Origin of the sequence: Rhizobium sp. B21/90, from assembly GCF_019355815.1 — a bacterium.
In the GTDB taxonomy this organism is placed as follows: domain Bacteria; phylum Pseudomonadota; class Alphaproteobacteria; order Rhizobiales; family Rhizobiaceae; genus Rhizobium; species Rhizobium rhododendri.
In genome coordinates, this window is record NZ_CP072162.1 from 2,000,563 (window position 1) to 2,013,327 (window position 12,765).

Genomic DNA, 12,765 nt, shown 5'->3' on the forward strand with positions numbered 1-12,765 from the left:
TGGAGCAGACAATGACATTCGGATCCTGGATTGACACCGGGCGGAGCCGGCCTCTGGTCATCGCCCATCGCGGCGGCGCGGCACTCGGTCCTGAAAACTCCGCGATAACATTTTCGCTGGCAGGCGAGGCTGGCGCCGATGCGGTGGAGACCGATGTCCGCGTCAGTGCCGACGGCGCTCTCGTCTGCCTGCACGATGCCGACATGCAGAGGATCGCCGGCGACCCCCGTTCTGTCGAGGCGCTCGATCTCGCAACGCTGCAAGACCTCGTCCCGGACCTTCTCACCCTCGAAGCAGCGATAGCCGCATCTGCACCGCTCGGCATCCTGCTCGATGTGAAATTGACGGATGGAACGCACATCGCCGAGATCGTCCGCACCGTCGAGGCCGGCGGGGCATCCCGGCGCGCCATCCTCGGGCTGCGCAGCATGGGTCTGATTGCCGAGGTCCGAAGCATGGGCTGTGAAATGGCGGTCCTCGGATTGTTGCCCGATGCCGATTCGTCTGAGGAAGCCGCTGACCTCGGAGCGGACTGGTTTCGCCTGTGGCAGGGCGAGGCCAGCGCCGACCGCATCGCCACGGCCCGCAAAGCCGGCCTGCAGGTCGCCATCATGGTCGGCCAACCGCGCAACGTGGCGTTGCCGCACTATCCGCAGTTCCCGGTGGGACTGGTGGATGCGGAGGGGCTGGAGAAACTGCGCAAGCTGGCCCCGGATGCGATCATGCTCGACGATCCGCGGTTGCTGTGAACCAACCAGCGTCGATCGCCCATTCATGCGATATCCCCTTGATCCTCAGGGTTTCAATGCCGAATCCCAATGTTCATCCGCTTTGCCATCCTTAAAACGCCAGCTGTCAAACCAGGTGGTGGTATAGGTCTTTGTCGGATCTTTGGCATCCTTGACCTCGCGCGGATAGGCGACGGTGACAATATCACCTTCGGCCACCACGGAGACAATCTTGGTGCTCATCTTTTCAGGAACAGGACTTGGCTTCTTGTTGAGGACCTTTGTGAAATAATCAATCACACCCTGACGCCCCGACGCAGCATTGGGATTGTGCTGAATATACCGCGCAGTCAAATACTGATCAGCGCGATCCCATTGATTGGCCTCGAGCAGTTCCTTGATGATCTTATAGGTCACTTGTTTGTTGTGGTTCAGCGCAGGATCTTTGCTGGTAAACAGCTGATCGGGACCGGCCACACCCACAACAGCCTCTTGCGCAAATGCGCCAGAACCAAGCGTGAGAGCAAGAACAAAGGCAGCGACGGGCAGCTTCATGACATTTTTCCTAAGTGTCGACAGGGGTTGGCCCGCGCACCTTAAAACATACAGAGAAAGGCACAAGGCGGTAGAAAATCCACCAATAGGCACAAAAAGCAAACCATCAATTTTGGGGAATCACCGCTGCAATTTCCGCCAAAATTTCATCTCGATGCTCATCCAGCCGTGGCGACTTAGTGGCGGACACCGTCAGTCCCGAAGCCGCAGTTCGTCCGTCTGCATCTGCATAGAGCCGAGGGTTTCGAGGAAGCTCATGCCGAGCAGGCTCTGGTCCAGCTTGCCGTCCTCGGAGACGGCGGCGGCTACGTCCTGGCGGGCGATGGGGCCGATGCCGACGGATTTGAGGGTCACCGGCGCGGCACGGCCCCGGCCGTTGGCGGTCATGATCGACATCGAATAGTTCATGGTCTTCGGGTCGAGACCGGTGCGCCTTGCGTCGGCCTGGGTGAGGGCCAGCAAGCTTGCGCCGGTGTCGACGAGCATGTTGATGCGGTGGCCATCGATCATCACGTCTGCCGAGAAGTGGCCGTTCAGCAGCTTGTGGAGGATGACTTCCTGGCCGCCTTCGCTGGTGGTGACGACGAAGGCCCGGCCGGGGATGAGGCCGGCCATCAGCCGGTTGCCGGCGTCCAGCGCGTCGTAGCGGTAGAGATAGGCGGTCGCCAGCGCCAGCAGGATGACCAGCCAGATGAACAGGTTGCGCAGGGTCTCGCTGACGGTGCGCCGGCTGGCCCAGATACCTGCCGCCAGCATCAGGCTGATCGGCAGGAGGTAGACGATGCGGCCGAAATCCTCGTTGTCGATGCCGAAGGTGGTGCCGCTGTCATGGTTGAAAACCAAAAGTGCCAGTCCGATGGCAAGGATGCCGAGGAAGACGGTGACACGGTTCATTCGGCAGCGTCCCGGCGGGGGACGAGATCGGCCAACCGGTCCGGCAGTTTCGCCATGATTTCATGGCGCCCGGCATCGTCGTAGGTCGACCAGCCGCCGATTTCCGCGAGCGTGCGGCCGCAGCCGACGCACAAGCCGCTGTCGGCGTCGATGTTGCAGATAAGTACGCAGGGTGTTTGCATGGGCTTCATATCGGGGTTTCAGACGGCCATGGCAAGGGCGCAGAGAACGGCGATCTCGCAAATCTGCTGCGTTGCGCCGATGGTGTCGCCGGTGTGGCCGGAAAGCCTGCGCCGGACATAGGCGGTGAATGCCAGGGTGGCGACGACGCCAAGGCCGATGACGTCGAGGAGGGCGATCGTCGTCAGGCTCTGCCAGAGCAGCAGTGCGCCGAGCAGCAGGCCGCTTACGACCGCTACGAGGGTTGCCTCGCGGTCCGGCTGGCCGGCGGCGGCAGCGACGCCATCTGGCCTTGCGACAGGAAGACGGTGCCAGTGCCAGACCAGCGCGGCGCGGCTGAGGGCGGCGGTGGCGGGCAACGTCAGGGCTGCTGCAAGAGGATGCAGACCGCGTGCGATGGCGGCAAGGGCTGCGGCGCGCAAGGCAAAGGAGAGGATCAGCGCCACGGCGCCATAAGTGCCGATGCGACTGTCCTTCATGATGGCAAGCGCCCGCGTCGCATCGCGTCCGCCGCCGAGCCCGTCGGCAGTGTCGCTGAGGCCATCCTCGTGCAGGGCGCCCGACAGCAGCGTCTGCAGGCCGAGCGCCAGAAGCGCTGCGAGCAGAGGATCGACATCGCCGGCTGCGAGCACGCCGAACAGCAGGGCTGCGGGGAGCGCAATCAGCGCGCCGGCAATGGGGAAGGCGCGGGCGACCTGCCCGAGATTGCCGTCATGGCCATGGAAGACGGCATCCGGCATGCGTATGCGGCTGAGGAAGCCGATCGCGCGGGCAATATCGGCGGCGTAGGCGGTGATGGCTTGCAGCCTTGCGATGGTGGTCGGTCCTTGTGAAGGCGGGGGCCGCGACGCTTTTGCAGTTGTTCGCGCCGGCTTCCGTGATTAAGAGAGTGGCCAGCAAAAAAAAGCCGATTTGCGACGAAAAGACAAGGAACCAAAACGATGAGCGTCAGCGGCCTTCCCTTCGACGATTTCCGTGCGCTGCTGCGCGATCTGCCGGGTCCCGACCAGCGGGCGCTTGTCGATGCGCGCGAGCGGGATGCGCAGCTGACCAAGCCGCGCGGCTCTCTCGGCCGGCTCGAGGAAATCGCTTTCTGGCTGGCGGCCTGGAGCGGTCGCAAGCCCTCCGTCACCCGGCCGCTGGTGGCGATCTTTGCCGGCAATCACGGTGTCACGCGCCAGGGAATTACGCCATTTCCGCCTGAGGTCACGCAGCAGATGGTCGAGAACTTCTCGGCCGGCGGCGCGGCGATCAACCAGATCTGCGTCGCCTACGACCTCGGCCTCAAGGTTTTTGACCTGGCCTTGGAATACCCGACCGGTGATATCACCGAGGAGGCGGCGCTGTCCGAGCGCGACTGTGCGGCGACCATGGCTTTCGGCATGGAGGCCATCGCCGGCGGCACGGATCTTCTCTGCATCGGCGAAATGGGCATCGGCAACACGACTATCGCGGCGGCAATCAACTACGCACTCTATGGCGGCACCGCTGCCGACTGGGTGGGGCCCGGCACGGGCTCGCAGGGTGAGATGCTGCAGCGCAAGACCGCAGCGGTCGAAAAGGCCGTGGCGCTGCACCGCGACCATTTGTCCGATCCGCTGGAAATCCTGCGTCGTCTCGGCGGTCGCGAGATCGCGGCTATGGCGGGTGCCATCCTTGCCGCTCGCGTCGAGCGCATTCCCGTCATCCTCGACGGCTATGTGTCGACGGCGGCAGGCGCGATCCTCAAGGCTGCCAATCCCGCTGCCCTCGACCATTGCCTGATCGGCCACGTCTCCGGCGAGCCGGGCCATATGAAGGCGATCGAGAAGCTCGGCAAGACACCGCTCCTAGCGCTCGGCATGCGGCTCGGCGAGGGTACGGGTGCAGCCCTTGCCGCCGGCATCGTCAAGGCCGCCGCCGCGTGCCACTCCGGCATGGCGACATTCGCAGCGGCCGGCGTCAGCGACGGACACAGCCACACCCACTGATTGGCAGCAAAGACCGGTGACATCGACTGACGGGATCGGGGCGCTGCGGCATCTTGAATTGCAGCTGAGGGTTCTGTATGCGCAACGCATTCTGAATGCGATGGCCGGAGAACGCGCACTTGTCGAAATCAGCAGTCACCAAGGAAACCGGCGTACGACACTTCTTCGCCGCCGCCGGCTATTCCTGGGGAGGTTTTCGCCGCCTGCTGAAGGAAGCGGCCTTCCGCCAGGAACTGCTGTTCTTCGTCGTGGCGCAAATCATCCTTTTTGCGACCGGCACGCGGCTTTCGGATATCCTGGTCTCGATCTTCCTGTTTCTCGGATTGTTCGCGGCCGAAGCGCTGAATACGGCAGTCGAAGAGGTCATCGATCGCATCTCGCCGGAGCTCTCGAACGTCGGCAAACACGCAAAGGATCTAGGCTCCTTCGCCGTCTTCTGCATGCTCGTCGCCTGCGGCCTGCATCTCGCCTTCACGGTGTTCAGCCACTACTGGCTGGGATAATCAGGCAAAACTCCGGCGTTTCTTGTCGATCGAAGGAGTTTGTTCGGCGGGGAGGGTCTGGAGGACGCGCTTGGCGGGCAGGATGGCGATGACTTCGGTGCCTTCGCGCAGTTTCGATTTCAGGATGAACTGACCGTCGTGCTTGGCAAGGATCGCCTGGACGATGGGCAGGCCGAGGCCGGTGCCCTGTTCGGCGCTCTTGATGGCAATGGAGCCCTGGCCGAAAGCCGAAAGCACGATCGGGATCTCCTCTTCGGGAATGCCCGGGCCGTTGTCCTTGATCGAGACATACTGGCCGCCGCTGAGTGTCCAGCCGACCTTGACCACCACTTCGCCGCCCTGCGGCGTGAACTTGACGGCATTCGACAGAAGGTTGAGGATCACCTGGCGAAGAGACTTTTCATCTGCCCAGACGGATGGCAGCGAGCCCTCGAACTGCTGCGAAATCGAGATGTTCTTGCCTCTGGCCCGCAGTTGCACCATGCCGATGCAATCCTCGGCGACATCTAGCAGCGAGATTGCCTCTTCGCTGAGGTCGTACTTGCCGGCTTCGATGCGCGACAGGTCGAGGATTTCGTTGATAAGGTTGAGCAGATGCTGGCCGGAGCGGTGGATGTCGTCGGTGTATTCCTTGTAGGTCGGGTTGTTGAGCGGCCCCATGACCTCGGCCGACATGACCTCGGAAAAGCCCAGGATGGCGTTCAGAGGCGTGCGCAATTCGTGCGACATCGAGGCGAGGAAGCGCGACTTGGCAAGATTAGCCTCCTCGGCGCGGCGCCTTGCCTCATCAGACATGGACTTGGCAACCTCGAGTTCCGCGATCAGGTCATCTTTTTCCGATTGGAAAAACAGGATCTTGAGATTGAACTGGAACATCCGATTGCCGATGAAGACGAAAAAGATCACGGCTGCGGCAAAGGTTGAGGCGAGGCTGATATCGAGCAGGTCCCGCGTCAACACTGCCCTTAGGGCGAGCGCTATCGCAGTTGGTGCGAAGGCATAGAGGACGCTGCGTGGCAGCAGGAAATTGGACATCGCCATGACGCAGAGTGCGACCAGCAGGGTGGCGCCCTTGTAGAGCAGGAAGCCGTCGCCGTCGCAGGTGTCGCAGCCCTTCATGGCGAAGGCAGCCCAGCAAAAGCCGACCAAAACTTGCCCGAACAGCAGTATCCGCCGCCATTTCTGCGCGGTCTCGACGGTCAGTTGCTTGCGGCTGGCACGCTGGCCGAGCACGAGGTTGACGGCATGGGCGCTCAGCGTCAGCAACGCCCACGCAAGGAAGCCGATGTCGTGGGTGAGGTAGAGGCCAAGCGCCGAGACGACGATGACGAACAGCGGAACGAGCGTGGCGCCCTGCAGCATGTTGCCGATGTACATGGAGAGCAATTCACGGTCGAAACTGCCGATATGACCGGATTGCAAACGCTCGCGCGTTTCGCGCACGGCTTTGGACACCGCCTTGTTGCGATGGCTTCGCGACCGATCAACAATGATCTTGTCCGAGGAGATGCTGGTGCCGGTACTCATGTGCACATACTTGCTCTGAAGATGGCCAAAGCGTATGCCGGAATCCTTAAGAAGATGCTGCCATGCAAGGTTTTGTTTGCCATCTTCGCAAACGAGTTGTTTTTCAAGGAGGCCGAAAGGTGGCGAAGCCCCGTGGTCTGTGGGGCGATAGCTTCATGGCATTTGCGTTTCTGGGCTTGCTGGGCCTCCTCGCATTCAAGTTGAACCTTCAGCCGGAAACGGTTGCAAACGGTAATTTTTCGGTCGTCGACGGCGATAGTCTGAAGCGCGAGGGAGGGCGATTTCGTCTGGTCGGCATCGATGCGCCGGAATTGCGACAGCAATGCCAGCGCGATTCCCGATCCTGGGATTGCGGGCAGGTGGCGCGGGATGCGCTTTCGAAGATGCTGGCTGCCGGCCCGGTCGAGTGCCGGGGCCGGCAACGGGACCGCTATGACCGGCTTCTCGTCACCTGCAGCGTCGGCGGGCTCGACGTCAATGCCGAGATGGTTCGTCGCGGCATGGCTGTCGCCTATGGCGCCTACGAGGCTGAGGAGGCGGAGGCGCGTGGCGCCAAGGCAGGGCTTTGGGCGGGCAGTTTCGAGCGACCCCGGGATTATCGGCGCGATGGCGGTGCAGCACAGTCGAGCCGCGATCCGCTGGCTGGTATCGGCGAGTATGTCCGCGACCTCATGGGATGGCGATGACGGATTTCGGAGCAGGAAGAGAAGAGCGGCTCGAGGGCCTGCGTATTGCGATCGCCGGATGTCGTATCTGCCGCGATAGTCCGGCGCGGGGCATGGAGTATCGTCTGCCGCACGAGCCACGCCCAGTGGTGGTGGTCTCGTCCAGGGCGCGCATCCTGATCGCAGGACAGGCGCCGGGACTGCGGGTGCACCAAAGTGGCCTGCCGTTCGACGATGCATCAGGCGACCGGCTGCGACAATGGCTGGGGGTGGACCGGGCGGCGTTCTACGATCGCGATCGCTTTGCCATCGTCCCCATGGGCTTTTGCTTTCCCGGCTACGACGCTGCCGGCAGCGACTTGCCGCCCCGGCGTGAATGCGCGCCGGCCTGGCGCCGGACCGTGCTGGATGCCATGCCGCAGATCGAGCTGGTGCTGGCAATCGGCCAGTATGCGCAAGCCTTTCATCTCGGGCCTTCAAGGATGGCGTCGATGACGGAGACGGTATCTGCATGGAAGCGTTATGTTTTGACCAATGAGGGGCCCGCGGTGATGCCGCTTCCGCATCCGAGCTGGCGCAACAGCGGCTGGCTGAAGCGCCACCCGTGGTTCGAGGGCGATTTGCTGCCGGTGCTGCAAAATCGGGTGAAAACCCTCGCTTTCTGAAATCATGTTCTTTTCTTTCCCCGGAATCGCGCTATAGACAGAATATATTTCGAAAAAGGACATTGGGGATGGATCGTCTAGATAGAAAGATCCTGCGGCTTCTGCAGGAAGATTCAACGCTTGCCGTCGCAGATCTCGCCAAGAAGGTCGGGCTGTCGACGACGCCCTGCTGGCGGCGTATCCAGAAGATGGAAGAAGACGGCGTCATCCGTGGCCGCGTCGCGCTGCTCGACCCCGTCAAGGTCAACACCAAGGTCACCGTCTTTGTCTCGATCCGGACGGCCAGCCACTCGATCGAATGGTTGAAGCGTTTTTCCGAGGTGGTTTCCGAATTTCCGGAAGTGGTGGAATTCTACCGCATGAGCGGTGACGTCGACTACCTGCTGCGCGTCGTCGTGCCCGATATTGCCGCCTATGACGCGTTCTACAAGCGGATGATCGCCAAGATCGAAATCCGCGACGTGTCGTCGGTGTTTGCCATGGAGCAGATCAAGTATTCGACGCAACTGCCGCTCGACTACATGTTGCTCGACGCCAGCAAGTCGAACGACGAATAACAGAAAAGGGCAGCGTGCCGGTGCGCGCTGCTCTTTCGCTTGTGGCGTCGAGGCCCCGGGCTTTTTGCCGGCCTCCGGTACAGCCTACTTCTTTTCCAGCCGGGCCAGCAGCGACGACGTATCCCAGCGCTTGCCACCCATCGCCTGGACTTCTCCATAGAATTGATCCACCAGCGCGGTCACGGGCAGCGTTGCACCGTTGCGGCGGGCTTCGCTGAGGACGATGTCGAGATCCTTGCGCATCCAGTCGACGGCGAAGCCGAAATCGTATTTGCCGGCCATCATCGTCTTGTGGCGGTTTTCCATCTGCCAGGAGCCGGCAGCGCCCTTGGAGATCACCTCAACCACTTTCTCTATGTCGAGCCCGGCCTTCTGGCCGAAATGGATGCCTTCGGCCAGGCCCTGGACGAGGCCGGCGATGCAGATCTGGTTGATCATCTTGGTCAGCTGCCCGGCGCCGACATCGCCCATGAGCCCGACCATGCGGGCATAGGCGTCGATCACGGGCTTCGCTTTCTCGAACACCGCAGCTTCACCACCGCACATGACGGTGAGCACGCCGTTCTCGGCACCGGCCTGGCCACCGGACACCGGAGCATCGATGAAATGGCAGCCCTTGGCTTTTGCGGCGGCATCGAGTTCGCGTGCGACTTCGGCGCTGGCTGTTGTGTTGTCGATCAGGATTGCCCCGGGCTTCATGCCAGAGAACACGCCGTTCTCGGCTGTGGTGACGGAGCGCAGGTCGTCGTCATTGCCGACGCAGGTGAAGACGAAGTCGGCATCCCTGGCGGCATCTGCCGGGGTGGCAGCGGATTTGCCGCCATATTGCTTCACCCAGGCCTCGGCCTTGGCAGCCGTCCGGTTATAGACGGTGACGGTGTGTCCGCCCTTGACGGCGAGATGTCCGGCCATCGGATAGCCCATGACCCCGAGGCCGATGAAAGTGACATTCGACATGCGTACATTCCTTCTCAGATTTCGCCAGAGCATTAGCTGAAAGCCGAAATCCAGGAAAGGCCGTTTGGCGTCAGGGGACGAGCGAGGGCGCTGATTTCGCAATTGTCGCTTTCCGCAGAAGCAAATTTCGACGAAGTCGGTGAATTTCACAAAATCCTTTGTCGATAAGCCGACTAGATTTCTCCAGTGTAGGGGCCATGGCAGCAGAATGCTGACGCAAGGAGATGTGACATGATATCGCGCAGACAGACACTCGGGCTTTTGGGCGCCGTCGCCGCTACATCGCTTCTACCGCTCGGCGGCATCGCACGCGCCGCAGCCGCCAAGCAGCTGCGCATCGGCTGGCAGAAGAACGGCGTGCTGGCGCTGGCCAAGCGCCAGGGAGCGCTGGAGAAGCGGCTGGCGGGGCAAGGTGTTTCGGTCGAATGGTCGGAGTTCACCTCGGGGCCGCCTCTGCTGGAAGCACTCGGGGCCGGCGCGCTGGATTTCGGCGCAACCGGCGATGTCCCGCCGCTGTTTGCCCAGGCGGCGAATGGCAATCTCCTTTATGTCGGGCTCTATCGCGGCAGCCCGGAAGGCTCTGCCATACTGGTGCGGGCGGATTCGTCGATCAAGTCGCTTGCCGACCTCAAGGGCAAGAAGCTTGCCTTCAAGCGTGGCTCCAGCGCCCACAACGTTGCTGTCAAGGCCCTGCAAAAGGCAGGCCTGACGCCTTCAGATGTCGAGCCGATCGACCTGTCGCCCTCGGATGCGGCTGCCGCCTTCAAGACCGGCAGCATCGATGCCTGGTCGATCTGGGATCCCTATCTGGCGATTGCCGAGGCCGATCCCCAGACCCGCGTGCTGGCGACGGCGCGGGGTATCGTCGACAGTTATTCGTTTTTCCTCGCCAATGGCGACGATACGACGAGCAACCCGCAGCTCGTGTCTGCCGTCATCGACGAACTGGCAAAGGTGGGTGCTGCGGCACAGGGGCAACTCGAGGACACCGTGGCGGCGCTCTCCGGCATCACCGGTGTGCCGGCCGACGTGACGCGGGTGACGCTGACGCGGCCCGGCGCGGATCTCGGCAGCGTCTCGACGATGACAGATGCGGCGGTTGCCTACCAGCAATCGCTGGCCGAGGAATTCTATGGTCTGGGCATCGTGCCGAAGAAGCTCAATGTCAGCGATATCGTCTGGCGGCCGAAGGCGAGTTGAGTTTGCAAGCCTCATGCAGACGCTTCCCTGACAATGCCGGAGCCCGACTTCAAGCAAAATTATTCTAAGACCTTGCTGCGGTTGGGAAACCGCGGCTTCGATCTTGCGCCGCGACCATGACACTATGAACTTGCCGGATAGGGATCCGGTTGCGAATTTTTATGAGGCACTTCGATGATTACCCGCAGACAGACGCTTGGGCTTTTTGGTGCAGCCGCTTCTGCTGCCATCCTTCCGCAAGTGAGAGGGGCGAGCGCCGCCACCGGCACGACGCTGAGGGTCGGCTGGCAGAAATTCGGCGTGGTGCCACTCGCCAAGAAAAGCGGTGCGCTGGAGAAGCGCCTGGCCGGCAAGGGCGTGACCGTCGAGTGGAATGAGTTTACCTCGGGGCCGCCGCTGCTCGAAGCCATCGGAGCGGGCGCCATCGATTTCGGGATCACCGGCGACGTACCGCCGCTATTCGCCCAGGCCGCCGGTCGTGACCTCCTCTACGTCGGTGCCTATCAGGGGCCGGCCGCCTTTCACGGCCTGCTGGTGCACAAGGATTCGCCGATCCAGAAGATCGAGGATTTGAAGGGCAAGAAACTCGCCTACAAGCGCGGTTCCAGCGGCCACAACTTCGCTATCCAGGTATTGCGCAAGGGCGGCCTGACGGTCTCTGACATCACCGAGGTGGATCTGGCGCCACCGGACGCCGCTGCTGCTTTCAAGAACGGCAGCATCGATGCCTGGGCGATCTGGGATCCCTACTTTGCCGTCACAGAGGCCGATCCGCAGACACGCGTGCTGACCACCTCCGAGGGCATCATCGACAACTGGGGCTATTTCCTCGGCAACGGCGGCTTCACGGCCAAGAACCCAGAGGTGATTGCCGACGTCATCGACGAACTCGCCAAGGTCGGTGCCGCGGCGCAGACCAATCTCGATGCAACGGTGACGGCGCTCGCACAGATCACCGGCGTGCCGGAGCCGATCACCCGCGTCACGCTGACCCGCAGCAAGGCTGACCTCGGCAAGGTCTCGCTGATGCCGGACGCGGCGCTCGCCTACCAGCAGGCTTTGGCGGACGATTTCTACAGCCTCGGCATCGTGCCGAAGAAGCTCAAAGTCAGCGACATCGTCTGGCACCCGAAAGCCAGCTGATTGATCCCCGCGACCACGGAACAAGGGAAACAGACATGACAAACACTTCCAAGCCAATCGACTTCCTCTGGTTTATCCCGACTTCGGGCGACGGCAGCTATCTCGGTTCCGCCGACCTCAACCGCGACACGGATATCGGCTATCTGACGCAGATCGCGCAGGCCGTCGATCGCCTCGGCTATTCCGGCGTGCTGCTGCCGACCGGCGTGTCATGCGAGGAATCCTTCGTCACGGCGGCAGCGCTTGCAGCACATACGCAGAAGCTCAAATTCCTGGTGGCGGTGCGTCCCGGTACGGCGTCGCCGGCCTATTACGCCCGGCTGGCCTCAACGCTCGATCGCATCTCGCACGGACGCTTGCTGCTCAACATCGTGGTCGGCGGCAGTCCCTCGGAGCTTGCAGGCGACGGCATCTTCCTGAAGCATGACGAGCGCTACGATCATGCCAATGAATTCTTCGACGTGTTCGAAGAGCTGATGGCCAAGGGCACGTCGACGCTGGATGGCAAGTATATCAAGGCGACCGGTGCACGGCTGGCCTTGCCGCCGGTGCAATCGCCGCGTCCGCCGCTGTATTTCGGCGGTTCTTCGGACGCTGGCATCGATTTTGCCGTCGGTCGCGTCGACAAGTACCTGACCTGGGGCGAACCTCCGGCGCAGGTTGCCGAAAAGGTCGAAAAGGTGCGGGCTGCAGCAAAGCGCACCGGCCGCGAAGTCAGCTTCGGCATCCGCCTCCACTTCATCGTTCGTGAAACCGACGACGAGGCCTGGGCCGCCGCCGACCGGCTGATCTCGCAGCTCGACGACGATACGATCCGCGAAGCACAGGAGCGCTTCGTCAAGGAGTCCGATTCCGTCGGACAGAAGCGCATGGCCGCCCTGCATGGCGGACGCCGCGACAATCTCGAAGTGTCTCCCAACCTCTGGGCCGGTGTTGGCCTGGTGCGCGCGGGAGCCGGCACGGCCCTGGTCGGATCGCCGAAGACTGTGGCCGCACGCCTGCGCGAATACCAGGAGATCGGCATCGAGACGGTGATCGGCTCCGGCTATCCGCATCTGGAAGAAGCTTACCGCGTTTCCGAGCTGCTCTTCCCGGAACTGGGGCTCGGACGCGAACTGCAGCGCGGCAGCTTCGACGTCGAGTTCGGCAAGCGCCAGGTTTTCGGCGGCGGCAGCCATGGTGGCAACCTGAAGGTCGTGTCCGGATCCTGATCCGGCAGAG

Annotated in this window: 15 protein-coding genes; 9 read left to right on the forward strand and 6 right to left on the reverse strand. The window is 62.3% G+C overall.

Annotation, left to right across the window (positions count from 1 at the left end; genetic code table 11):
• Positions 1-11: 11 nt before the first annotated feature.
• Positions 12-749, forward strand: coding sequence for a glycerophosphodiester phosphodiesterase (locus J5278_RS09495; protein ID WP_209183906.1), 738 nt, complete (start codon positions 12-14; stop codon positions 747-749).
• 45 nt (positions 750-794) lie between these two features.
• Here the strand turns inward: J5278_RS09495 and J5278_RS09500 are convergent, their stop codons facing one another.
• The 4 genes from J5278_RS09500 to J5278_RS09515 form a co-directional block, all read right to left on the reverse strand.
• Positions 795-1,283, reverse strand: coding sequence for a nuclear transport factor 2 family protein (locus tag J5278_RS09500; RefSeq protein WP_111221794.1), 489 nt, complete (start codon positions 1,281-1,283; stop codon positions 795-797).
• 192 nt (positions 1,284-1,475) lie between these two features.
• The gene (locus J5278_RS09505; protein ID WP_219258269.1) at positions 1,476-2,177 is read right to left on the reverse strand and encodes a TIGR02281 family clan AA aspartic protease; all 702 of its coding nucleotides are present in this window, start codon (positions 2,175-2,177) and stop codon (positions 1,476-1,478) included.
• On the reverse strand, positions 2,174-2,359 hold the full coding sequence (locus J5278_RS09510) for a DUF1289 domain-containing protein (RefSeq protein WP_209184124.1): 186 nt from the start codon (positions 2,357-2,359) through the stop codon (positions 2,174-2,176). The genes J5278_RS09505 and J5278_RS09510 overlap by 4 nt, the downstream gene beginning before the upstream one ends.
• 18 nt (positions 2,360-2,377) lie before the next feature.
• The gene (locus tag J5278_RS09515; RefSeq protein WP_247749099.1) at positions 2,378-3,097 is read right to left on the reverse strand and encodes an adenosylcobinamide-GDP ribazoletransferase; all 720 of its coding nucleotides are present in this window, start codon (positions 3,095-3,097) and stop codon (positions 2,378-2,380) included.
• Positions 3,098-3,298: 201 nt separating this feature from the next.
• Here J5278_RS09515 and cobT point away from each other — a divergent pair, with 201 nt between their 5' ends.
• Positions 3,299-4,327 (forward strand): nicotinate-nucleotide--dimethylbenzimidazole phosphoribosyltransferase, encoded by a 1,029-nt coding sequence (gene cobT / locus J5278_RS09520; RefSeq protein ID WP_209183904.1) that lies wholly within the window; start codon positions 3,299-3,301, stop codon positions 4,325-4,327.
• A gap of 119 nt (positions 4,328-4,446) precedes the next feature.
• Positions 4,447-4,830 (forward strand): diacylglycerol kinase, encoded by a 384-nt coding sequence (locus J5278_RS09525; protein ID WP_247749098.1) that lies wholly within the window; start codon positions 4,447-4,449, stop codon positions 4,828-4,830.
• Here the strand turns inward: J5278_RS09525 and J5278_RS09530 are convergent, their stop codons facing one another.
• Positions 4,831-6,357 carry a HAMP domain-containing sensor histidine kinase gene (locus tag J5278_RS09530; RefSeq protein WP_209183902.1) on the reverse strand — a complete coding sequence of 509 codons (1,527 nt, stop codon included), beginning with the start codon at positions 6,355-6,357 and terminating at the stop codon, positions 4,831-4,833.
• 119 nt (positions 6,358-6,476) lie between these two features.
• Here J5278_RS09530 and J5278_RS09535 point away from each other — a divergent pair, with 119 nt between their 5' ends.
• The 3 genes from J5278_RS09535 (at position 6,477) to J5278_RS09545 (ending at position 8,244) form a co-directional block, all read left to right on the forward strand.
• Positions 6,477-7,043: a thermonuclease family protein gene (locus tag J5278_RS09535; protein ID WP_257623358.1), complete on the forward strand. Its 567-nt coding sequence runs from the start codon at positions 6,477-6,479 to the stop codon at positions 7,041-7,043.
• Positions 7,040-7,687 (forward strand): uracil-DNA glycosylase family protein, encoded by a 648-nt coding sequence (locus tag J5278_RS09540; RefSeq protein ID WP_209183901.1) that lies wholly within the window; start codon positions 7,040-7,042, stop codon positions 7,685-7,687. Before J5278_RS09535 ends, J5278_RS09540 begins: the two co-directional genes overlap by 4 nt.
• 68 nt (positions 7,688-7,755) lie before the next feature.
• Positions 7,756-8,244: an Lrp/AsnC family transcriptional regulator gene (locus J5278_RS09545; protein ID WP_111221801.1), complete on the forward strand. Its 489-nt coding sequence runs from the start codon at positions 7,756-7,758 to the stop codon at positions 8,242-8,244.
• 84 nt (positions 8,245-8,328) lie between these two features.
• Here the strand turns inward: J5278_RS09545 and J5278_RS09550 are convergent, their stop codons facing one another.
• Positions 8,329-9,201 carry an NAD(P)-dependent oxidoreductase gene (locus J5278_RS09550; protein ID WP_142822982.1) on the reverse strand — a complete coding sequence of 291 codons (873 nt, stop codon included), beginning with the start codon at positions 9,199-9,201 and terminating at the stop codon, positions 8,329-8,331.
• A gap of 231 nt (positions 9,202-9,432) precedes the next feature.
• On the opposite strand from J5278_RS09550, the gene J5278_RS09555 reads away from it, so the two are divergent.
• The 3 genes from J5278_RS09555 (at position 9,433) to ssuD (ending at position 12,755) form a co-directional block, all read left to right on the forward strand.
• Positions 9,433-10,401: an aliphatic sulfonate ABC transporter substrate-binding protein gene (locus tag J5278_RS09555; protein WP_209183899.1), complete on the forward strand. Its 969-nt coding sequence runs from the start codon at positions 9,433-9,435 to the stop codon at positions 10,399-10,401.
• Between the two features lie 174 nt (positions 10,402-10,575).
• Complete coding sequence (locus J5278_RS09560) at positions 10,576-11,544, forward strand: aliphatic sulfonate ABC transporter substrate-binding protein (protein WP_142822978.1); 969 nt, start codon at positions 10,576-10,578, stop codon at positions 11,542-11,544.
• A 35-nt stretch (positions 11,545-11,579) separates the two neighbouring features.
• The gene (gene ssuD / locus J5278_RS09565) at positions 11,580-12,755 is read left to right on the forward strand and encodes an FMNH2-dependent alkanesulfonate monooxygenase (RefSeq protein ID WP_111221805.1); all 1,176 of its coding nucleotides are present in this window, start codon (positions 11,580-11,582) and stop codon (positions 12,753-12,755) included.
• Positions 12,756-12,765: the final 10 nt, after the last annotated feature.

What these genes read in the sequence shown, in the direction of transcription:
- J5278_RS09495 (WP_209183906.1), top strand. Translation starts at nt 12, where the DNA reads ATGACATTCGGATCCTGGATTGACACCGGGCGGAGCCGGCCTCTGGTC.
- J5278_RS09500 (WP_111221794.1), bottom strand. Translation starts at nt 1,283, where the DNA reads ATGAAGCTGCCCGTCGCTGCCTTTGTTCTTGCTCTCACGCTTGGTTCT.
- J5278_RS09505 (WP_219258269.1), bottom strand. Translation starts at nt 2,177, where the DNA reads ATGAACCGTGTCACCGTCTTCCTCGGCATCCTTGCCATCGGACTGGCA.
- J5278_RS09510 (WP_209184124.1), bottom strand. Translation starts at nt 2,359, where the DNA reads ATGCAAACACCCTGCGTACTTATCTGCAACATCGACGCCGACAGCGGC.
- J5278_RS09515 (WP_247749099.1), bottom strand. Translation starts at nt 3,097, where the DNA reads ATGCCGGATGCCGTCTTCCATGGCCATGACGGCAATCTCGGGCAGGTC.
- cobT (WP_209183904.1), top strand. Translation starts at nt 3,299, where the DNA reads ATGAGCGTCAGCGGCCTTCCCTTCGACGATTTCCGTGCGCTGCTGCGC.
- J5278_RS09530 (WP_209183902.1), bottom strand. Translation starts at nt 6,357, where the DNA reads ATGAGTACCGGCACCAGCATCTCCTCGGACAAGATCATTGTTGATCGG.
- J5278_RS09540 (WP_209183901.1), top strand. Translation starts at nt 7,040, where the DNA reads ATGACGGATTTCGGAGCAGGAAGAGAAGAGCGGCTCGAGGGCCTGCGT.
- J5278_RS09545 (WP_111221801.1), top strand. Translation starts at nt 7,756, where the DNA reads ATGGATCGTCTAGATAGAAAGATCCTGCGGCTTCTGCAGGAAGATTCA.
- J5278_RS09550 (WP_142822982.1), bottom strand. Translation starts at nt 9,201, where the DNA reads ATGTCGAATGTCACTTTCATCGGCCTCGGGGTCATGGGCTATCCGATG.
- J5278_RS09555 (WP_209183899.1), top strand. Translation starts at nt 9,433, where the DNA reads ATGATATCGCGCAGACAGACACTCGGGCTTTTGGGCGCCGTCGCCGCT.
- J5278_RS09560 (WP_142822978.1), top strand. Translation starts at nt 10,576, where the DNA reads ATGATTACCCGCAGACAGACGCTTGGGCTTTTTGGTGCAGCCGCTTCT.
- ssuD (WP_111221805.1), top strand. Translation starts at nt 11,580, where the DNA reads ATGACAAACACTTCCAAGCCAATCGACTTCCTCTGGTTTATCCCGACT.